Source organism: Actinoplanes sp. NPDC026670, assembly GCF_040638175.1.
Taxonomy (GTDB): Bacteria; Actinomycetota; Actinomycetes; order Mycobacteriales; family Micromonosporaceae; genus Actinoplanes.
This window is the reverse complement of the sequence record NZ_JBEZXU010000003.1, coordinates 22,005-41,052: the sequence shown is the minus strand read 5'-3', so window position 1 is coordinate 41,052 and position 19,048 is coordinate 22,005. Positions and strand designations below refer to the sequence as shown.

The 19,048-nt window shown below is 69.6% G+C and carries 21 protein-coding genes and 1 tRNA gene; 8 read left to right on the top strand and 14 right to left on the bottom strand.

Annotated elements, in window-relative coordinates:
* Positions 1-597 precede the first annotated feature (597 nt).
* Positions 598-1,212 carry a dihydrofolate reductase family protein gene (locus AB0E94_RS03670; protein WP_360321999.1) on the top strand — a complete coding sequence of 205 codons (615 nt, stop codon included), beginning with the start codon at positions 598-600 and terminating at the stop codon, positions 1,210-1,212.
* A 301-nt stretch (positions 1,213-1,513) separates the two neighbouring features.
* Here the strand turns inward: AB0E94_RS03670 and AB0E94_RS03665 are convergent, their stop codons facing one another.
* Positions 1,514-2,626, bottom strand: coding sequence for an FAD-binding oxidoreductase (locus AB0E94_RS03665; protein WP_360321996.1), 1,113 nt, complete (start codon positions 2,624-2,626; stop codon positions 1,514-1,516).
* A gap of 107 nt (positions 2,627-2,733) precedes the next feature.
* On the opposite strand from AB0E94_RS03665, the gene AB0E94_RS03660 reads away from it, so the two are divergent.
* Positions 2,734-4,797, top strand: a complete 2,064-nt coding sequence (locus tag AB0E94_RS03660; protein ID WP_360321993.1) for a S9 family peptidase — start codon at positions 2,734-2,736, stop codon at positions 4,795-4,797.
* A gap of 61 nt (positions 4,798-4,858) precedes the next feature.
* Here AB0E94_RS03660 and AB0E94_RS03655 read toward each other — a convergent pair whose 3' ends face one another.
* From AB0E94_RS03655 to AB0E94_RS03615, 9 genes are all read right to left on the bottom strand, one after another.
* Entirely contained in the window at positions 4,859-6,379 is a 1,521-nt protein-coding gene (locus AB0E94_RS03655) for an FtsX-like permease family protein (RefSeq protein ID WP_360321990.1), read from the bottom strand.
* Positions 6,376-7,065, bottom strand: a complete 690-nt coding sequence (locus AB0E94_RS03650) for an ABC transporter ATP-binding protein (protein ID WP_360321987.1) — start codon at positions 7,063-7,065, stop codon at positions 6,376-6,378. Before AB0E94_RS03650 ends, AB0E94_RS03655 begins: the two co-directional genes overlap by 4 nt.
* Positions 7,062-7,598, bottom strand: coding sequence for a PadR family transcriptional regulator (locus tag AB0E94_RS03645; protein ID WP_360321984.1), 537 nt, complete (start codon positions 7,596-7,598; stop codon positions 7,062-7,064). Before AB0E94_RS03645 ends, AB0E94_RS03650 begins: the two co-directional genes overlap by 4 nt.
* A gap of 63 nt (positions 7,599-7,661) precedes the next feature.
* Positions 7,662-9,194 (bottom strand): fused response regulator/phosphatase, encoded by a 1,533-nt coding sequence (locus AB0E94_RS03640; protein WP_360321981.1) that lies wholly within the window; start codon positions 9,192-9,194, stop codon positions 7,662-7,664.
* The gene (locus tag AB0E94_RS03635) at positions 9,191-10,531 is read right to left on the bottom strand and encodes a sensor histidine kinase (protein WP_360321978.1); all 1,341 of its coding nucleotides are present in this window, start codon (positions 10,529-10,531) and stop codon (positions 9,191-9,193) included. The genes AB0E94_RS03640 and AB0E94_RS03635 overlap by 4 nt, the downstream gene beginning before the upstream one ends.
* Positions 10,528-11,559: a SpoIIE family protein phosphatase gene (locus AB0E94_RS03630; RefSeq protein WP_360322726.1), complete on the bottom strand. Its 1,032-nt coding sequence runs from the start codon at positions 11,557-11,559 to the stop codon at positions 10,528-10,530. Before AB0E94_RS03630 ends, AB0E94_RS03635 begins: the two co-directional genes overlap by 4 nt.
* A complete protein-coding gene (locus AB0E94_RS03625; protein WP_360321975.1) occupies positions 11,556-11,960 on the bottom strand; it encodes an ATP-binding protein in 405 nt (134 codons plus the stop codon). The genes AB0E94_RS03630 and AB0E94_RS03625 overlap by 4 nt, the downstream gene beginning before the upstream one ends.
* Positions 11,957-12,370 carry an STAS domain-containing protein gene (locus tag AB0E94_RS03620; RefSeq protein ID WP_360321972.1) on the bottom strand — a complete coding sequence of 138 codons (414 nt, stop codon included), beginning with the start codon at positions 12,368-12,370 and terminating at the stop codon, positions 11,957-11,959. The genes AB0E94_RS03625 and AB0E94_RS03620 overlap by 4 nt, the downstream gene beginning before the upstream one ends.
* A 1-nt stretch (position 12,371) precedes the next feature.
* On the bottom strand, positions 12,372-13,208 hold the full coding sequence (locus tag AB0E94_RS03615; protein ID WP_360321969.1) for an STAS domain-containing protein: 837 nt from the start codon (positions 13,206-13,208) through the stop codon (positions 12,372-12,374).
* Between the two features lie 166 nt (positions 13,209-13,374).
* Between AB0E94_RS03615 and AB0E94_RS03610 the strand changes: the two genes are divergently transcribed.
* The 3 genes from AB0E94_RS03610 (at position 13,375) to AB0E94_RS03600 (ending at position 14,552) form a co-directional block, all read left to right on the top strand.
* Positions 13,375-13,728 (top strand): STAS domain-containing protein, encoded by a 354-nt coding sequence (locus tag AB0E94_RS03610; RefSeq protein WP_093620005.1) that lies wholly within the window; start codon positions 13,375-13,377, stop codon positions 13,726-13,728.
* A 92-nt stretch (positions 13,729-13,820) separates the two neighbouring features.
* Complete coding sequence (gene mscL, locus AB0E94_RS03605) at positions 13,821-14,255, top strand: large conductance mechanosensitive channel protein MscL (protein ID WP_360322724.1); 435 nt, start codon at positions 13,821-13,823, stop codon at positions 14,253-14,255.
* 63 nt (positions 14,256-14,318) lie between these two features.
* Positions 14,319-14,552: a hypothetical protein gene (locus AB0E94_RS03600; protein WP_360321966.1), complete on the top strand. Its 234-nt coding sequence runs from the start codon at positions 14,319-14,321 to the stop codon at positions 14,550-14,552.
* Positions 14,553-14,565: 13 nt separating this feature from the next.
* Here the strand turns inward: AB0E94_RS03600 and AB0E94_RS03595 are convergent, their stop codons facing one another.
* On the bottom strand, positions 14,566-15,342 hold the full coding sequence (locus AB0E94_RS03595) for a zf-HC2 domain-containing protein (protein ID WP_360321963.1): 777 nt from the start codon (positions 15,340-15,342) through the stop codon (positions 14,566-14,568).
* 62 nt (positions 15,343-15,404) lie between these two features.
* On the bottom strand, positions 15,405-16,004 hold the full coding sequence (locus AB0E94_RS03590) for a CGNR zinc finger domain-containing protein (protein WP_317789166.1): 600 nt from the start codon (positions 16,002-16,004) through the stop codon (positions 15,405-15,407).
* Between the two features lie 269 nt (positions 16,005-16,273).
* Here AB0E94_RS03590 and AB0E94_RS03585 point away from each other — a divergent pair, with 269 nt between their 5' ends.
* Positions 16,274-16,909: a L,D-transpeptidase family protein gene (locus AB0E94_RS03585; RefSeq protein ID WP_360321960.1), complete on the top strand. Its 636-nt coding sequence runs from the start codon at positions 16,274-16,276 to the stop codon at positions 16,907-16,909.
* Here the strand turns inward: AB0E94_RS03585 and AB0E94_RS03580 are convergent.
* Positions 16,903-17,340, bottom strand: a complete 438-nt coding sequence (locus AB0E94_RS03580; protein WP_360321957.1) for a hypothetical protein — start codon at positions 17,338-17,340, stop codon at positions 16,903-16,905. The two genes, AB0E94_RS03585 and AB0E94_RS03580, sit on opposite strands and share 7 nt — an antisense overlap.
* Before the next feature lie 333 nt (positions 17,341-17,673).
* On the opposite strand from AB0E94_RS03580, the gene AB0E94_RS03575 reads away from it, so the two are divergent.
* Positions 17,674-17,952, top strand: a complete 279-nt coding sequence (locus tag AB0E94_RS03575) for a sigma factor-like helix-turn-helix DNA-binding protein (RefSeq protein WP_360322722.1) — start codon at positions 17,674-17,676, stop codon at positions 17,950-17,952.
* Positions 17,945-18,445 carry a hypothetical protein gene (locus AB0E94_RS03570; protein WP_360321954.1) on the top strand — a complete coding sequence of 167 codons (501 nt, stop codon included), beginning with the start codon at positions 17,945-17,947 and terminating at the stop codon, positions 18,443-18,445. The genes AB0E94_RS03575 and AB0E94_RS03570 overlap by 8 nt, the downstream gene beginning before the upstream one ends.
* 474 nt (positions 18,446-18,919) lie before the next feature.
* On the opposite strand, the gene AB0E94_RS03565 is transcribed toward AB0E94_RS03570, so the two are convergent.
* Positions 18,920-18,991, bottom strand: a tRNA-Lys gene (locus tag AB0E94_RS03565).
* Positions 18,992-19,048: the final 57 nt, after the last annotated feature.

Below are 19,048 nucleotides of genomic sequence, written 5' to 3'. Positions count from 1 at the left end.
GCGGACGGAGATCGATGACGGTGCCTCGCGCTGGGGGTCGGACACGGGCTTCGGGCTCTGCGGCCTCCGGTTGGAAGCACTGGTAACCGGCGCCCGGACAAGGACCGTCACCACGCGGACAGTCTCAGTGGCGTCACTCATCGGAGCGCTTGGGACGCCGTCGGCGTTCATGCGTTTGACCAGTATGGACGGCAAGGTCACCGACGCCGATCCGAGATGTGAGAGTCGGTCCCGTGGCCCCGTCCGTTGGAGTACGGTGTGGGACCCCGCAGCCGGAATTCCCCGAGGCCGCGGCGTCGAGCCGGTGACGGTGGCGGGCTGGGTGCGGCAACACCCCACCCGCCACCGGCACCCCCGGTTCCCCGTTCCCAGCCGGAGTAAGGCTCCGGTTCGAACGGCTTCACCAAGCCAATGCCCGTTCCGTGACAAACCAAGCGGACGCGGTCGTCGTCGGTGATCGGGAGGGGTGTCGGCATCGACCGGGATGACCGCTATCGCCGGGCGGGACGACTGCTGGCCCGATGTGGCCCGCAGAGACCGAGCCCGTCCTGATCGATCTGCCCTTTTTGCCGGGCCCGGCGTGGCATGGTGATTGGCATGGCGAAGACGCAGTACTACACCGCCACCAGCATCGACGGCTACATCGCCGACGAGAACAACTCGCTGGACTGGCTCTTCGAAGTCGACGAGGGCACCGACAATCCGTTCGGTGAATTCTTCGAGGGTGTCGGCGCGTTCGCCATGGGCGCGACCACCTACGAATGGGTTCTGAAACACGACAATCTCCTCGAAGAACCGGAGAACTGGCACGACATGTACGGCGACGTGCCGTGCTGGGTCTTCACCCACCGTGATCTGCCGCCGGTGCCGGACGCCAACGTGTTCATGATCAGTGGCGATGTCCGCCGGGTGCACGAGGCCATGATCGTCGCCGCTCAGGGCAAGAACGTCTGGCTGGCCGGCGGGGGCAACCTGGTGAGCCAGTTCGTCGCCGAGGGCCTGCTCGACGAGATCATCCTCGGTATCGCCCCGGCCATTCTCGGCGAGGGAACCCCGATGCTGCGCCGCCGCCTCCTGGTGGACGACCTGATCCTGACCGGGGTCCGTGAGGTGGGCCAGTTCGCCTACCTCACGTACGCGGTCGGCGACGTCGCCCGGATGGGCCGCCACCTGGCCTCCGAAACCGCAGCCCTGATCCCGACCCGCTTCTGACCCCACCTCCCAGCTGAGACCGGGCCAGCCTTCGGCCGAGAACAGTGCCAGCCCAGGCCCGAGCCGACGCAAGTCGACAGCAAGCCGGCATTAGACAAAGCGGCCCGGCGCAAATCGACGGCAAGCCAGCACTCGACAAGGCGGCCCGGCGCGAAGTCGACAGCAGGCCAGCACTCAACAAAGTGGTTCGGCGCGAAGACGACAGCAGGCCAGCACTAGACAAGGCGGGCCGGCGCAAAGTCGACAGCAGGCCAGCACTAGACAACGCGGGCCAGCGCGAAGACGACAGGATGCCGGGCGCTCAGAACAGGTCGTCGGGCCGGGCCATCGGTATCCGGTCGGCCAGGTCGGGTGGCGCCGTCACGATCACGGCCCGCCCGCGCCGCGCCAACAGCACCTGCTCGAGCCCGGCCACGATGTCACCGATCCGGGCTGGGCTCAGACCCCGGGGCAGGACGGCGTGGACCACGCCGGCACCGACCGACCCGCGAACAGCCACCGCCGACCCGACCGCGTCACGCAAAACGAACCCGACCGTATGCAGGTCACGTGATCGAACCCGGAGCCGCAGCGCCACATCGGACGACCGGAACGGGTAGCTCCCCCACCACTCCGGCGCCTCGGCCCGGATCATCGCCGAGGTCCCCATTTCGCGGGCCAGCCGACCGGCCCCGGCCGCGACGAACCCGGCGGTCCCCTCGAGCAGCATCGCGAACGACCCGGCGCCGACGGCCGGCAGGTCCACCTCGACGGCACTCAGCGCGAACTCCTGCGCCACGATCCGGGTCGTCAGCTCATTCACCTCGGTCGGTGTCGAAACCTGGCGAACCACCCAGCGGCGGGCCTCCGGAAGCTCCTCGACCGGCAGCACCGCCGACGTGATCACCCCGGCGGCCGGGCTCTCCCACTCGGCGAGGTCGACGATCTCCCCGGCCGGGTCGACGAGCGCGACGCTGACGGCCTGACCGGCCGGCGAGCCGAACCGGTGACGCAACGGCCCGGACTCGTTCACGGCCAGGACACCGCCGATCGTGGCGCCTGGCGACGGTGGGTCGAGGACGAGACGGCGGCCGTGTCTGGCGAGTGCGGACTGCACCGCGCTGACAGGAGTGCCGGCGGCGACGATGGCGGACGAGCCGTCGTGATCCCACATCCCGTGGAGACGAGCCGTGTCGATGATGAGGTCGAGGCGCTCAGCTCTCGTACCCCAATCGATTTTGCTGCCTGAACCTCGCGCCCGGACGCCGAGGCCGCGCTCAGCGGCGAGGCGCAGCAACCGGGAGACGGCTTGTGAGGTCGCCGGCGCGGCGACGTAGTCGGCGTGGCGACCGGCGACCCGATCGTCACTGCGCGCGACGCGTGCGGCGCCGGGACCGCAGATCTCCACGAGCTCGGCGAGAAGGGAACCGCTCACTCCGATGCCTCCCCCACAGCGAAGATCGTCCACTCTGGCACATCGTACACATGTTCGAATGACCGAGGTTCGTGTGTCCGGGAAATCCGGACGGTAACGTGTTTCCGGTGACGATTGAAGGCCCACCCACCGCGCGTCAGGCGCCGACCGAGCGCACCTTCCACGGCGACACGGTGGTCGACGAGTTCGCCTGGCTGATGGCCAAGGAGGACCCGGCGACCATCTCTCACCTGGAGGCGGAGAACGCCTGGACCGAGCAGGCGACCGCGCACCTGGCCGGTCTCCGCGAGAAGGTGTTCCAGGAGATCAAGGGCCGCACTCAGGAGACCGATCTGTCGGTTCCGAGTCGTAAGGGCGGGTTCTGGTATTACACCCGTACCGAGGAGGGCAAACAGTACGGGATCTCCTGCCGCGTGCCGGTGAGCCCGGGCGAGACGGCCCCGCCGATGGACGCCGAGAAACCCGGCGAGGAGATCCTTCTCGACGGCAACGAGTTGGCCGAGGGCAAGGATTTCTTCGCGCTCGGCACCTTCGACGTGAGCCCCGACGGCAACTGGCTGGCCTACTCGACCGACTTCGACGGCGACGAGCGCTTCACTCTGCGGGTCAAGAACCTGGTGACCGGCGAGGTGCTGGCCGACGAGGTGACCGACGTCTTCTACGGCAGCGCCTGGTCGGCCGACGGGAGCACGCTGTTCTACATCACCGTGGACGAGGCGTGGCGGCCCTATCGGGTGTGGCGGCACACCGTCGGCACTCTTGAGAACACGTTGATCTACGAGGAGCCGGACGAGCGGTTCTGGGTGGGCGTCGACCTCACGCGCAGTGAGAAGTTCATCGTCATCGACACCCAGAGCAAGATCACTTCTGAGGTGCGGGTGATCCCGGCCGACACTCCGGACGCCGAGCCGGCCCTGATCACCGAGCGTCGGCAGGGTGTCGAGTATTCGATCGAGCACCACGGGCACCGGTTCCTGATCCTGCACAACCGGGATGCCGAGGACTTCGCGCTGGCCTGGACCTCGGTGGACAATCCCGGCGAGTGGATCGAGATGATCCCGCACCAGCCCGGCACCCGCCTGGAGTCGGTCGACGCGTTCTCCCGGCACCTGGTCATCTCGCTGCGGCGCGACGGCCTGACCGGTCTGCGGGTGATCGCCGACGGCAGCACGGCCTCCTACGACATGGAGTTCCCCGAGCCGCTGTACAGCGTGGGCCTGGCCGGCAACCCGGAGTACGAGACGAGTTCCGTCCGGATCGCCTACACCTCGATGATCACTCCGGACTCCATCTTCGACGTCGACCTGATCACCCGGTCGATGACGTTGCGTAAGCAGAAGCCGGTGCTCGGCGGTTATCAGCCGGACGACTACGAGCAGTTCCGCGAGTGGGCGACGGCACCCGACGGCACCCGTGTGCCGATCTCGATCGTGACGCGCAAGGGTGTGAAACGGGACGGTTCGGCGCCGGCGCTCCTCTACGGCTACGGGTCCTACGAGCACTCGGTCGACCCGTACTTCTCGATCGCCCGTCTCTCTCTGCTCGACCGCGGTGTCGTCTTCGCGATCGCGCACGTCCGCGGCGGCGGCGAGATGGGTCGGCAGTGGTATGAGCAGGGCAAAATGCTCGCCAAGCGCAACACGTTCACCGACTTCGTGGCGGCCGCCGAGGCCCTGGTCCGCAGCCGCTGGACGTCCGCCGACCGTCTGGTGGCCCGCGGCGGTTCAGCGGGCGGCCTGCTCATGGGCGCGATCGCCAACATCGCCCCGGAGGCGTTCGCCGGCATCCTCGCCGAGGTTCCGTTCGTCGACCCGCTCACCTCGATCCTCGACCCGTCACTCCCACTGACGGTCACCGAGTGGGAGGAGTGGGGCAATCCGATCGAGTCGGCTGAGATCTACGCCTACATGAAGGCCTACAGCCCGTATGAGAACGTGACCAAGCAGGCCTATCCCCGGATCCTCGCGGTGACCAGCCTGAACGACACCCGCGTCCTCTACCACGAGCCCGCCAAGTGGATCGCCCGGCTACGCTCGGTGGCTCCGGACGGCACCTACCTCCTCAAGACCGAGATGGGCGCCGGGCACGCCGGCCCGAGCGGCCGCTACGACGCCTGGAAGGAAGAAGCCTTCAACATCGCCTGGATCCTGGACGTCCTCCAGCCCGCCTGACCCCGATCGCCGCCGCGGCATCCGCACCAGCGTCTGCCGCGGCGTCACGGTCAGGTGGCGATCATGCGGTCCGGATCTCTTCGAGGTCGGTGCTGCGGAGCACGAGCATCCCGGCCCCGGCGACGAGCAGCATCGCCAGGACGGTTCCGCCGCCGAGCAATGCCAACTGTTCCCACGGCACCGGCACGGGCAGCGTCACGACCGGATCGGTGGTCACCGTCCGGACGCAGGTCGCCGGATCAGCCGCCGGGTCGGTGCACCCCTCGGTGATTCCACCGCCGATCGAGACCTCGTAGTAGATCGACCGGACCAGGAGCAGGCCGGAGGCGAGGGCGAGACCGAGCGCGGGAACGAGCGGCGCCAGGGTCTGCCACAGCAGGGTTCCGGAGAGGGTACGCCCAGGTGTCCCCGCCGCGGTCAGCGCCGCATAGGTCCGCCGCCGAGCGACCACGCTCTCGGCCAGTGCCACCAGCATCCCCGCCGCCGAGACGCCCACACCGACACCGACCGCGACCAGCACGAGCCGGGCCGAGTTCACGTAGAAGGCGGCGTGCTCAGGGTCGGGCGGCAGCCCGATCAGGGCCCCGAACTGGTCCTCGGCCCTCCCCTGGGTGACGAAGAGCCCGTAGTAGCCCATGGCCGCCCCACCGATCACCGCGGCACCGAGAAGCGCCCCGAGGGTCCGGCTGCCGTTCCACGGATCGGCCATCATCCGCCGGCCGGCCAGGAGACTTCCCGGCCCACGCCCGAACCGGTGCAGCAGCCATCCGGCCGTGTAGGAGATCCATCCGGTGCCGACGACCACTCCGACGATCACCAGCAGCGTGCCGGTCAGCATCAGCGCGCCGTACACGTACCCGGAGAGCACCATCCGCTCGGAGAGCCACACCGGCACGTTGAACAGGACGAATCCGATCGCGATGGCGAGCCCGGGCCACGGCCGGGGTCCGTGCGCCCGCTGCCGCCGCACCACACCCAGCGGTGTGACCGCGACTCCGCGCATCAGGACCAGCCCGATCAGGGCGGCCACTACCGGCACCGCCACGACGGCGACCGCCAGCGGCACCGGATCGGGGAACACATCGGTGGGCAGCGTCAGCACCCCGCCCGGCCCCGGCTCGTGCAGCATCCACCGCAGCACCAGGTACAGCCCGTAGCCGACGACCGAACCGAGGATGCTCGCCACGATCGTCTCGGCGACGGCGATCAGCACGGCCTGGCCGGGAGTGGCCCCGGCCAGGCGGATGGCCGCCAGCCGCCGGTCACGGGCCGGCGCGCCGAGCCGGATGCACTGCCCGGCCAGGGCCAGCACCGGGAGGGTGAGCAGCAGCAACCCGAAGATCACGCCGATTCGCAAACCGGGCTCGCGCAACAGTGGGCTGGTGTAGTGCTCGGCGCCCGGTGCGAGCCAACTGCTCCCGTCCGGCTGCTCCACCGGCTCCCCGCCTCGGATGGCGGCCACCGAGGCGGCCGCGAGCATCGCCGTGGTGGCGAGGGCCGCGCTGGCCGCCGTGAGCACCGTCCGCAACGTGTCGGTCCTGGTGCCGGCGGTGCTGAGCCGGAACAGGGTGGCCGCTCTCACGGCGCACCCACACCGAGGCCGGTCGGGTCGACGGCGCCGTCACGCAGCACGATCTCCCGGTCCGCATACGCCGCGACGGGCGCCTCGTGGGTGACCAGAACGACCGCCGTGCCCTCCTCGCGGACCGCCCGCACGATCGCCAGCATCACCTGCTCGCCGTTGAGCTGGTCGAGTGCGCCGGTGGGCTCGTCGGCGAAGAGCACCCGGGGCCGGGTCACCATGGCCCGGGCCACCGCGCAGCGCTGCTGCTGGCCACCGGACATCGCGCCGGGCATCTGGTCGGCCACGTCGGCGACACCGAACCGGTCGAGCCAGGCGAGCGCCGCCTCCCGTGCCTCTCGCCGCCCCGAACCGGCGAGAAGCAACGGCAGGGCGACGTTTTCCGCGGCGGTCAGCTCGGGGACCATCTGCCCGAACTGGAACAGCACCCCGAACTCGGTACGCCGTAGCCGGGACCGGGCCGCCTCGGACCATGACCCGATGTCCTGATCCCGGAAGATCACCGAACCTCGGTCGGTCCGGAGGATCCCGGCCAGGCAGTGCAGGAGTGTCGACTTGCCGCAGCCACTCGGGCCGGTGACCGCCACGATCTCGCCCTCGGCGACGCTCAGGTCGACGCCGCGCAGCGCTGGGGTGGCGCCGTAGTCCTTGGTGATGCCTGTGCCGGTCAGCAACGGTGCGGTCACGCGATCACTTCCTTCTGTAGGTCGGCGACGCGGGCCAGCGTGGTCTGCAACCAGCGCAGGTCGGCGTCGAGGTGGCCGATGGCGTAGTCGGCGGCGACGACGTCTCCGACGGTGGCGCCCGGTGCGGTCTTGACCGCGGTCAGCTCGCGCAGCCGGGTCATGTGGGCGATCCGCTGGGCGGTGAGGTACTCCCGGGCGCGGTCGGCGTCGGCGGCGAGCAGGGCGACCACCACCTTGGCGAAGAGGGTGCTCGTCACATACGGCGCGGGCGGCTCGATCTCGGTCAGCCACTCGGTGAGCCGGTCACGGCCGGAGTCGGTCAGGGTGTACGCCGTCCGCTCCGGGCCACCCTCCTGCTCCTGGCCGGACTGCTCGACGAACCCGTCACGCTCCAGCCGCCCGAGCGTGGCGTAGACCTGGCCGTACGCCAGTGGTTTGGCCTGTGGCAGCCGCTCGTCGTGGGCCCGTTTGAGGTCGTAACCGTGTCGCGGGCCACCGGCGAGCAGCCCCAGGAGCACATGCGCCGTGGACATGGGCGCTACTATTCACTCAGTGAATAGCCGCCGTCAAGGGACCACGACGAGGAGGACGTGAGATCAGAGCGAGCGCCGCAGCGCGACGACGGCGATGTCGTCGGCCTGCTCCCGGGCCCCGGTGAGCTGGGCGTGCAGACGCCGGCAGAAGGTGTCGAGGTCGTCCTCGACCAGGGCCGCGCCGGCCGCGAGGGCGTTCAGCCCCTGGTCGAGGTCGGCATCCCGGCGCTCGATCAGGCCGTCGGTGTAAAGCACCAGGGTGCCGCCGGGCGGCAGGGTGTATTCGATCTCGGCCCGCCGCGGCGCGGTGATGCCGAGCAGCGCCCCACGCGGCTGGAGATAACGCACGTCACCGCCGACGTGGACGAGTGGCGGCAGGTGCCCGGCGCTGGCCATCCGGATCCGGCCGGTCGCCGGTTCCAGGGTGAGCAGGCAGAGGGTGGCCGACTCGGCCGGCAGCACGGTCCGCATGAATCGGTTGACCAGTTCCAGCACCGCACCCGGCGGGTGCCCCTCGACGGCGTACGCGCGAACGGCGTGCCTGATCTCGGCCATCACCGTGGCGGCGTGCAGCGAGTGCCCGGCCACGTCCCCGATCGCGACGAGGAGCCGGTCGCCGAGCACCGTGAGTTCGTAGAAGTCGCCGCCCACCTCGGTCTGCGCGCCGGCCGGCTCGTAGAGGACGCCCAGATCGACGCCGGGCACCTCGGGCAGGCGCGACTGGAGCAGGCTGCGCTGGAGGGTGACCGCGACCCGGTGTTCCTCGTCGAAGGACCGCTGGGCCTCCACGGCCGCAGCCACCGCCTGGGAGAGCTGCCGGAGCACCGGGAAACCGGGGGTCTGCGAGCTGCCGGGCACGGCGACGTAGACCGGTGGCCGGTCGGCGCGCAACCGGGCCGCGGCGACGGCGACGGTCTCGCCGTCCGGCCAGTCGACGACGTCCCAGTCGGCCGGCTCGTCGCTGCGCACCAGCGAGCCGACGGCCGCCCGGTGCCCCGGGACGGCCCAGCGCCGCACTGTCGGGGGGATACCGGTCGCGGCCAGGCTCTCGCCCTCGGAGGTCTCGGCGACCACCACGACCGGCCCGCCGAAGATGTCGACGCCCCCCTCGGCCGCCGCCTCGAGCAGGGTCGGCAGCGTGGACGCCGAGTTGATCGCCAGGGTGGTCTCGGCCAGGCGCACCATCCGTTCGGCGAGCAGTTCGGCGCGTTGCCGGGCACGGTAGTAGCGGAGAACGGCCTGGGCGGTGGCGATCAGCTCGTCCGGTTCGATCGGCTCGACGAGGTACGCGTCGGCGCCGCGGTTCAGTCCCTGGGTGCGGTCACCGACGTCGACGGCGTGGGCGGACACGTGGATCACCGGGAGTACGCCGTACCGCGAATCGCTCTTGATCGTCTCGCAGACGTCGAATCCGCTCATGTCGGGCAGTTTCACGTCGAGGACGACCAGGTCGACGTCGACCTCCAGGAGCCTGGCGAGCGCCGCGCCGCCGGTGTCCGCCTCCAGCACCGTGAAACCGGCCCGGCTCAGCCAGCTGACCAGCAGATACCGCTTGGTCGGGCTGTCGTCGACGACGAGGACGCTGGCCGGTGTCATGACTTCAGGGGGAGTCGCAGAGTGAAGGTGCTGCCTTCACCGGAGGTGGAGTCGACCCGCAGCGCGCCGCCGAGGATCCCGGCGAGTCGCCGGGCATATGGCAGGCCCAGCCCGGTGCCCTTACCGCTGACCGGTCGGCTGCCAGGCACCTGATAGAACTCCTCGAAGATGCGTTCTTGCAGCTCGGGGGGTATGCCGTAGCCGGTGTCGGCGACGATGAACTCGGCGTCGCCACCGGTCCGGCGCACGCTGAGCCGCACCGATCCGGTCTCGGTGAACTTGAGCGCGTTGGTCAGGAGGTTGCGCAGCACCTGGGCGAGCAGCACCTCGTCGGAGTGCAGGGTGGGCACGTCCGGATCGTCGACCGCGAAGTCGACCTCCGGCCGGGTGGCGAGCGGGCGCAGGGTGCCGCGCAGTTGACCGAAGACCGCTTTCAGGTCCACCTCCGACCAGGTCGGCTCGATCCGGCCGGCCTCCGCCTTGGCCAGGTCGAGCAGGCCGTTGACCAGGGTCAGCAGGTCGGTGGCGGAGCCACGGATCAGGTCGACCTGGCGGCGCTGCTCGGTGGTGAGCTCGTCGGAGCCGGAGTCGGTGAGCAGCCGGCCGAGGCCGATGATCGCGGTGACCGGGGCCCGCAGCTCGTGGCTGACGTTGGCCAGGAAACGGCTCTTGGCCTCGCTGGCCGCCGCGAGCTGCGCCGATTTCTCGTCGAGTTCGGCGTAGAGGGCGACCACGCCGCGGTTGGTCTCCTCCAGCTCCTGGGAGAGCTGGTTGTAGAGGGCCATCACGCCGCGGTTGGTCTCCTCCAACTCGGCGTTGAGCCGGGCCAGGTCGTCACGCTGGGCCCGCACCTCGTCGAGGGCGGCGATGAGCTGCTGATTCTGCACGGCCAGCTCGTCCAGCGGGGTGCCCGGCACGTGCTGCGCCAGTCCGGTACGGATCTCTTCCATCCGGTCGGGGGTCAGCAGGGGTGCGCCGGGCGGCAGACGCCGCGCCAGCCGGACGACTGTAGCTGTCCCGTCATTGTCCACCTCCATCGTGTCGACCAGTCGGCCGACCTGCTGCAACTGTTCAGCGAGCCGGGCCGCCTCCCCTGTTCCGGGATGCGCCATGGCTACGTGGAGGGTAGGTACCCCGATCGTTTCAACGGTGAACGTGACGTCGGTGTGTCCGGCCGCGAGGAGCACCCGGCCGATCTCGCTGAGCGCGGTGGCGACCCGGGTCTGGTCCTGTGACTCCAGACCGACCGACCGGGCCACCTCCCGCCCGAGTTGCCGCACCACGAAGATGTCCTGCTCGACCCGCAGGCGCATGCGCATCAGCGGCTCGCCGGTCATGAGGACCGCGCCACCAGCACGCCGGCATCGTCGCGACGGGTCCCGGCGTCCCGCAGCAGAGTCGCCGCGATCACCTCGGGCGTACGGGTGATCAGGCCCGGGTAGTCCGTCAGGTTCCACCTGTCGACCAGGCCGTCGGTGTGCATCACCAGGATCGATCCGGGGGCGAACGGGTAGTCGTACTCCCGGATCTGCCGTCGTTGATGGCCGGCGATGCCGGGCATGGAAACCATGCCCCGCCGGCTTCCGTCCGGCGCGAGGACGGTGCCGGAGATGTTGCCGAGGCCCGCATAGCGGACCACCCCGGCCGACGGATCCGGTTCGGCGACGGCGAGCGCGGCGCCACGGGTGTGCCCGAGGGTACGGTGCAGAGCCTCCACCACCTGCGCGGGCGGAACAGCGGGCGCCCGCAGGAATCCGCGCACCGCCTCGTGCGACGCGGCCGCCGCCAGACCACCGTGCCCGAGCCCGTCACTGAGCAGCAGCTGCCGGCGGCCGTCGATCTCGCGGACCGCGAAGGCATCCCCACAGGCCGTCTCACCGGCCAGTGGCCTGGTCAGCCCGGCTGTCCAGCCCGCCTCCGGCACCACGTCGGGCCACACCTGCACGCTCAGCACGGTGCCTTTGCCCGGCACCGAATGCAGATCCCACCGGCTGGCCTGACGCAGGATGGCGCCGAGGCCGATGCCGAGCGTCCCGGCCGTGGAGTGCCCGTCACCGATGGCGTGCGCGACGTCGGCCATCCCGGGCCCGCTGTCGACCGCGATCAGCTCGACCCCGGCCTGGTCGGCGGCCCGGACCACACGGACCAGGATGGTGCCCTGGTCGGCGTGCTTGGTCAGGTTGCCGGCCGCCTCGGCGGCGACGATGGAGAGGTCGGCGATGCGGCGCTCCGGCATGGCCAGCTCGGCCGCCAGGCGCTCGGCGGCCCGGCGCACGGCCGAGGCCGTCCCCGGCTCCTCCACCCGGAACCAGACCCCTCCGTCCAGGAGTCCTTCGGGTAGGGACGCCACCGCGCCTCCGCTCATCGGCACCACTTGACGATCGTAATGGTCGTGCCCTTGCCCGGTTCCGTGTCGATCGTGAACTCGTCGACCAGGCGACGTGCGCCACTGAGACCGAGGCCGAGCCCGCCGCCAGTGGTGTAACCGTCAGTGAGGGCCAGGTCGAGATCGGCGATGCCGGGCCCCTGATCAGCGAAGACGATTCTGATGCCGGCTCGCCGTTCGTTGTGGACGCGGGTCACCTCGACCTCGCCGCCGCCACCGTAGACCAGCGTGTTGCGGGCCAGCTCGCTCGCTGCGGTGACGAGTTTCGTCTGATCCACCAGGGACAATTTCACCCCCACCGCGACGGTACGCACCAGCTGCCGCACCCGGACGACGTCCTGGTCGGTCACGACCGGAAGGCGCTGGCTCTCGTCGCTCACGGCGTGGTTACCGCTGCCGGGCCGGGTTCGTCCTCGTCGTCGAACAGCTCGTCATCGTCGGGACGGCTGCCGAGCATCTCGATGCCCAGCTCGACGTTGAGTGCGGTCCGGATGCCGGGCAACGACAGGCCGAGCTCGACGAGCGTGATCGCCACCGCCGGGCGCATGCCGACCACCACGGTCTCGGCGTCCAGGACCCGGGAGACCGAGGCGATGGTCGCGAGGGTACGGCCGACGAACGAGTCGACGATGTCGAGCGCGCTGATGTCGATGATCACGCCGTGCGCGCCTGTCGCGACGATCCGGTCGGCGAGGTCCTCCTGCAATTGCAGGGCGACCTGGTCCTCCATGTCGATCTGGATGGAGACCAGCAGGATGTCGCCGATCTTCAGGACCGGCACCCGCTCCACGTCAGCGTCCCGACCGCTTGTTCTGGCTGATCACGTGGCGCAGCGCGTCGGCGAGCGAGGCCTTGGTGGCGATGTCACCGAACTCGATGCCGAGGGCGACGATGGTCTGCGCGATCTGCGGGCGGATGCCGGAGATGATGCAGTCGGCGCCCATCAGCCGGGCCGCGACCACGGTCTTGAGGATGTGCTGGGCGACCTGGGTGTCGACGGCCGGCACACCGGTGATGTCGATGATCGCGTACGGCGAACCGGTGTCCACCAGGGTCTGCAGGAGACGCTCCATCACCACCTGGGCACGTGCCGAGTCGAGGGTGCCGACCAGGGGCACCGCGACGACGCCCTCCCACAGCTTCACCACCGGCGTGGAGAGCTCGAGCAGCTGCTCCGCCTGGTCCGCGATGATCGACTCACGGACCCGCACGTAGCTGTCGAAGGTGAAGAGCGCGGCCTGGTCGACGAAACCCGAGAAGGCCACGTAGTCCCGCAGAGTGGCCGCGTCGCTCTGGTCGCCGAGGACCTCGAGCACCGTCTCCTTGAGCGCGTAGACGCTGACCGCCGTCTCGGTGGCGCTGAACCCCTGCCGGGCCCGGGTGCTGGAGAGCTCGTTGAGCTGGGCACGCAGCTCGGCGGCCGCCTCGTTGCTCAGGTCGGCGGCCCCACCGGCGAACGCCTGCTGGAATCCGCGCTGCAGGTCGGTGATCTGCCGGCGCAGCTCAGCACTACTCAGCCGCCCCCGAAGGCTCACGGTCACCAGGGTGGTCCAGCGGTCGGCCAGCTGCTCGGCCTGACCCTCCAGCAGTTCGGCGAAGCGCCTCGCCTCGTCCGGACTGAGTGGCATCAGTGCCTCCCCCAACTACAGCGATCCAGCGCAACGGCCGGACTTTACCATCAGGGTGTCCGATAGTTGCTATAAGCCAAGTAACGGACCGAGATCAAAGGCACGTCCCGTTCTGCGCGCCACCCGGTGCGTGGAGTACCGTTCAGCAATAACTGGAGGTCGGCGAATGTCCCTGACGGTACAAACGGAACAGCGTGACGACATGGTGGTCGTGTCGGTCGCTGGTGAGCTCGACATGGCAACCGCCCCCCAGCTGCAGGATCAGATCAGTGACCTGCTGGAGAAGGGTCGGACCCGCCTGGTCTTCGACCTCGCCGAGGTGTCCTTCTGCGACTCGACCGGCCTCTCGGTCTTCGTCCGCGCGAAGAACAGCACCGACGACGCCGGCGGCACCGTCCGGCTGGCCGCGCCGCAGCGAGGGGTGCTCCGCATCCTCGAGGTGAGTGGCCTCGTCGAGGTGCTCCACACGTACCCGACGGTCGACGAAGCGGTCGCTGCCGACGAGCCTGCACTCGACTGAGGCACAGGTCGGCGTAGTTTGTCGTCGACCGGTGATGGGCACCCCGTCGCCGGATTGATAACCCGGCCCCCAGGAGCGTGCCCGTGAAACAGATGTTCCAAGGCTTCAAAGACTTCATCATGCGCGGCAACGTCGTCGACCTCGCGGTCGGCGTCGTCATCGGCACCGCGTTCACCGCGGTCGTCACCAGCTTCACCAAGTCGTTCCTCGAGCCACTGATCAAGTGGATCTCGGGCGGCTCGGGTTCGCTGGCCGGCGAGCTCTCTCCGAAGCCTGGCGTGGTCTTCACCTACGCCGCCTTCATCAACACCCTCATCACGTTCCTGCTGACCGCCGCGGTCCTCTACTTCCTCGTCGTCATGCCACTCAACAAGCTGGCTGAGCGTCGCCGCCGTGGCGAGGAGCCGCCGCCGAAGGCGCCCAGCGAAGAGGTCAAGCTGCTCACCGAGATCCGCGACGCGCTCCTGGCCCAGCAGCAGGGCGGCGGCAACGGCGGCCAGGTCTACAAGACCGAGCCGCCCCGCTGACGCCTCCGGAAAAAGATCCACCCTCCCGGCACTGTTCGAACAGATGTTCGATACAGTGCCGGGATGGAGCAGCGTAAGCACTGGTGGAACAGCAAGTGGGGGCGGCTGGCCCGCAAGGATGTCTACTTACGCACCAGTGGTGACCAGTGGTATGTCGAGCAGCGAGCCGGCGGCTCGGAGGGTGTCTCGCACTTCTTCGAGTACGACAGCGAGGACGCGGCTCTCGACATGGTCCGCGCTCTGCTCTCCGGCCCTGACGAGTGGCGCGAGCTCTCCGTCCGCCCAGCCGAGCGTTAAGCCCGGCCGAGCGTCAGGCAGCTCGGTGATCGTCCTCGTGCTGCGCGGTCAGCGGGCCGCGCGGCGGTGGCAGCAACCGCAGCCCCGGCCGGGGAGCGTCCTCACGTGTCTCGGTGTCGAAACGGGCCCGCCAGCCGATCCCCATCCGGGCCCCGGGCGGCCGCATCTCTCCGCCGACCCCGCGCGACAACGCCACCACCAGCAGATATCCGGCGATCACAAACCCGTGACCGACCAGCCGGCCGACGTCCACGCGGCCGCCGGTCAGGTCGGTGACCGAGATCAGCAGCAGCATCCCGACGAAAGCGGTGAGCATCGGCACCAGACCCGTCGGCCGGGTCCGCCGCAGCGCGATGAAGAGATAGCCGGCGCCGACCGCCACGTTCCAGGCCGCCGACTCGTGCCAGAGGTGCCCCTGGGTGGCGCCCAGCCCGTTGTGCGCGTGCTCCACGGTCGCCCCGCCGCCGACCTGGGTCAGCCCGAGGATCAGCTGCACCGCGCCGACCAGGGCCAGCGCCACGTAGAGCACGGCCGCCACCGGCAGTCGCGGCAGCCGGCGCCGCCGCGCGGGCGGTTGCTCCGGCAGCGCGGCCAGGATCGCGGCCGTCAGGTCCGGCACCTCGGGCACCGGCGCCGTCCGGGTCAGCCGGTTGACCACCGCCGCCCGGTCCAACCAGTCCCGGCAGCCGGCGCACCCAGCCAGGTGCTCGTCGACCAGCGGGCGCATCGCCGGGTCGTCCTCGCCGTCCAGCTGCGCGGACAGCATCTCGCGCCACCGCTCACATGCCATGTCCTGATAGTCGCCGGTGAGGCCGTCCGAGTTCCCGCCGGGTCAGGGAAAGGCCGGAAGCGTCACTGATGCTCGTGGCCGAGCATCCGGCGCCGCTCCCGGAAAGCGCGCAGGTTGGCCGTGTTGCCACAGGTGCTGACGTCGTGCCAGACCCCACTGTTGTTGCGCGAGGTGTCGAAGAAGGCGGCCCGGCACGCCTGGTTGTTGCACAGTTTCAGTCGCGGCCACATCCCCGCCTGCTGGGCCAGCAACGCCTCCGCCCACAACGCCGACGCCAGCCACCGCACGCCCCGGCCGGTCGGCACCACCCGCACCCAGCCCGTCCCGTCCGGCACCAGGCTCACCTGCACGTCGGCCGGTGGCAGCAACGCCTCGTCCACCTCGGGGCTGGCCCCGGCCGTCACCACGTGCTCGAACGCGGTGCGCAGCCGCCGCATCGACCGCAGATCGGCGACGGAGAGCAGCAGAGTAGGGCCCGGCAACCCGGACACGTGCGACCACAGGCCCAGCGCATCGGTCACCCACCACTGGGCGTCCTCGACGCTGGCGAGCAGGTCAGGCGCATACGACATCGCCGGTCGGGTGTTCAGCAGCTCCTGCACGAGCGCGAATCCGCCGGGCGCCTCCCGTACACCGTGCCGCGCGCTGGCCTTCCATGACATATACAAAGCCTACTCGGCTCTTTTTCCTGTGTGCCCGGAACGCCACCCGCGCGAGTGGACGATTGCCGTTCATCGGTGGACGGTTGTGAATGAGTCTCTAGACTTCACCTGTGCGTAGAGCTCTGGCGATCACGATTGCGGCCGCGGCGGCACTGTCCCTCGCCGCAGGTTGCGATTCGGAGACACCGACTGCGGAGGGGCCGCCCCCGGCCGTACCGTCATCGTCGTCGCCTGCCTCGCCCACCGGATCGCCGTCGCAGCCGGCGCCCGTGCCCACCGTTTCTTCGGCGCCGGCCATGCCGGAGCCGAAACGGAAACTGAAGAGCGGCCTCAAGGGCGACGACGTCCTGGCGCTTCAGCAACGCCTCACCGAGCTGGGTTATTGGAACGGCAAGGCGGACGGCAAATTCGGCTCGACCACCCAGCAGGCGGTCTACGCGTTGCAGAAAGCGGCAGGCGTCAACCGCGACGGCACGGTCGGACCCAAAACCTGGAAAGCCTTGACCGAGGGGGTACGCCCGAAGGCGCGCTCGACCACCGGGACGCTGGTGGAGATCGATCTGAAACGGCAGTTGCTGCTCCTGGTGGCCGGCGGTCAGGTCACCCAGATCTTCAACACGTCGACCGGCTCGAACGAGTATTACGAGCAGGAGGGCCAGACCTACCTGGCCGACACCCCGCGTGGGAAGTTCAAGGTGGGCCGCCAGATCGACGGCTGGCGCAACGCTCCGCTGGGTCTGTTGTGGCGGCCCAAATACTTCAACGGCGGCATCGCGGTGCATGGCGCCCCGAGCGTTCCGCCCTATCCGGCGTCACATGGTTGTGCCCGGGTCTCGGTCGCCGCGATGAACTGGTTGTGGAAGAACGACGCCATTCCGCTGAAAACGCGGGTCTGGGTCTACTGAATCGTCACCAGCCGCTTCGCCCGCCGCGGCGCCGGAATCATCCGCGCATATCCGGGTGGCCAGGCGGCGCCGTAGATCTCGGCGCAGAGCACCACACCGAGCCATGGCACCCACGGCCCGATGAACTCCGTCGTCCCGTGCCCGCGAACGTCGAGCGCGAGCGCCCACTCGTCGGGCCGCGGCCGCAGCCCGGTCACCGACCGCAGCATGAACGACTCGTCGCCCAGCAGCAGCCGCCGATTCGTGACGACGGCGAGCCGCCGATCGCCCCCGACGACGTCGACCGGGAACCAGCCGTACTGCTTCTCACCGGCCCACAGCGGAACCGTCGGGCTCACCGCAGCCGGCCGGCCACCTCGTTCGACGAGGCCGGCCAGCATGCTCATCGACCGGTAGCCGGCCAGAAGCTGCCCGGGGTCGTAAACCGACAAGGAATTCTCCGATCTGTAGGCCCGCCCGTTGCGGCCCGTCTCCGACCCTGGCACGCGCAGCCCGACACCCCAAGCGAATACACCCCAAAGGTGAGCCCGAAATTTCCGACCTGTCCGCATGGAACCTGTCGCCATGGTCGCGGGTGATAGAGGTATGAGCCGAACACCGACAGTCGCCCAGGACGCGGTGTCAGAGTTGTACGCGTCCTGCTACCGGCGACTCGTCGGCGTGATCACCCTGGCCGCATCCAGCCGGCCTTCCTTCGTGTGCTGAGCCGGTGGGATCATCTGTCACAGCTTGATTCCCCGGAAGCCTGGATCCGAACCGTGGCCATGAACCTGCTCTCCAACCGCCGCCGAAAGGCCCGCAACGCGCTCGGGGCCCTGCTACGCCACGACCCACCACCCGCCGAGCCCCGACCGGGTCGACGTGACCCACGCGATGCGCCGCCTCCCGCTGGCCCAGCGACAGGCAGTGGTGATGTCCTCGGGCTGAGCATCGACGAGACGGCCCAGGCTCTGAAGGTCGCCCCCGGAACCGTGAAGTCCCGCCTAAGCCGGGCCCGGAGCGCGCCAGCCGAGACCCTGCGAGAGGAGAACAGCCATGCCTGACCTCGATGAACTCCTGACCGCGGAGGCGATCAGGCAGCAGCCCAGCCGCCTGCCCGAGTTCGCCGACCTGGCCCACGCCCGAGCCAGACGCCGACAGCGGACCCGGCTGATCACCGGCGCGGCACTGGTCATCCTGGCCGGCGCCGGCATCACCGCGTCGATCCCCGACAGCACTCCCGCCTCACCCAGCGATGTGGTCCGCGCCCCCGCCGGCCGGTTCGTCACCGTGACCGGCTCACTCCAGCAGGTCGGCGGCCCCATGGACACCCCACCCAGGGGCATCCCAGGAACCATCCGATTCCAGGCAGAGGACGGCACGATCACCGCCACCACGGCAGCCGAGACCGGCCGATTCACGATCAGCGTCCCCACCGGCCGCTACGTGGTGACCGGCTCACCCACCGACAGCCCCCAGACGTGCCAGGCCTCGGCCCCCGTCACGGTCCCCACCGACGGCTCGCCCGACGTCACGATCACCTGCCACATCCGTTGACGCCCACAGGCCTGCGCCCACCCGCCCGCAATCTTGTTGACTTCGGGCACCTGTCCCGTGGAGCTTCACAAGATCGGTAGGAGATCCGGGAAAACAAGCCGGCAAGAGCACTTCCAACGTCAACGCCCGCGGCCCATCCACTAACCGACGATGGGCGGCCGGAAAACGTTCGGAGCCGAGGATCTCCGCCCGATCACCGGCTCGTCAGGGCCGGCGCCGGCCAGGATGCCGGGTCACTCGGCCGGCGCCCCGGTCCACGCAGAGTTCGCTGGTCTCATGCTCAACCCAGTACGTCTGGCCGGCCCTGATGAAGGTCGGCTCGAGCAGTTGAAGGCAACAGTCGACCCGGCCGGCGAGCAGAAGTCGATCAGCAGTCACGGACTTGATCACGGCGCCTCCAGACGTGCGCTGCGGTAAGGCCCTGGATACAGAACTGGTCAGCACCGGTAACCCGGCACTGACCAGCCAATACAGTGGGCCGCCAGGGACTCGAACCCTGAACCTAAGGATTAAAAGTCCTCAGCTCTGCCATTGAGCTAGCAGCCCGCAGCAGACAGAGTACCGGCGTGCGACCTTGAAGCCCACCGGGATACCCCGAAGTAC

What these genes read in the sequence shown, in the direction of transcription:
- AB0E94_RS03590 (WP_317789166.1), bottom strand. Translation starts at nt 16,004, where the DNA reads ATGTCATGGAAGGCCAGCGCGCGGCACGGTGTACGGGAGGCGCCCGGC.
- AB0E94_RS03670 (WP_360321999.1), top strand. Translation starts at nt 598, where the DNA reads ATGGCGAAGACGCAGTACTACACCGCCACCAGCATCGACGGCTACATC.
- AB0E94_RS03595 (WP_360321963.1), bottom strand. Translation starts at nt 15,342, where the DNA reads ATGGCATGTGAGCGGTGGCGCGAGATGCTGTCCGCGCAGCTGGACGGC.
- AB0E94_RS03610 (WP_093620005.1), top strand. Translation starts at nt 13,375, where the DNA reads ATGTCCCTGACGGTACAAACGGAACAGCGTGACGACATGGTGGTCGTG.
- AB0E94_RS03645 (WP_360321984.1), bottom strand. Translation starts at nt 7,598, where the DNA reads ATGTCCACGGCGCATGTGCTCCTGGGGCTGCTCGCCGGTGGCCCGCGA.
- AB0E94_RS03600 (WP_360321966.1), top strand. Translation starts at nt 14,319, where the DNA reads ATGGAGCAGCGTAAGCACTGGTGGAACAGCAAGTGGGGGCGGCTGGCC.
- mscL (WP_360322724.1), top strand. Translation starts at nt 13,821, where the DNA reads ATGTTCCAAGGCTTCAAAGACTTCATCATGCGCGGCAACGTCGTCGAC.
- AB0E94_RS03575 (WP_360322722.1), top strand. Translation starts at nt 17,674, where the DNA reads ATGAACCTGCTCTCCAACCGCCGCCGAAAGGCCCGCAACGCGCTCGGG.
- AB0E94_RS03570 (WP_360321954.1), top strand. Translation starts at nt 17,945, where the DNA reads ATGCCTGACCTCGATGAACTCCTGACCGCGGAGGCGATCAGGCAGCAG.
- AB0E94_RS03630 (WP_360322726.1), bottom strand. Translation starts at nt 11,559, where the DNA reads ATGAGCGGAGGCGCGGTGGCGTCCCTACCCGAAGGACTCCTGGACGGA.
- AB0E94_RS03640 (WP_360321981.1), bottom strand. Translation starts at nt 9,194, where the DNA reads ATGACACCGGCCAGCGTCCTCGTCGTCGACGACAGCCCGACCAAGCGG.
- AB0E94_RS03615 (WP_360321969.1), bottom strand. Translation starts at nt 13,208, where the DNA reads ATGCCACTCAGTCCGGACGAGGCGAGGCGCTTCGCCGAACTGCTGGAG.
- AB0E94_RS03635 (WP_360321978.1), bottom strand. Translation starts at nt 10,531, where the DNA reads ATGACCGGCGAGCCGCTGATGCGCATGCGCCTGCGGGTCGAGCAGGAC.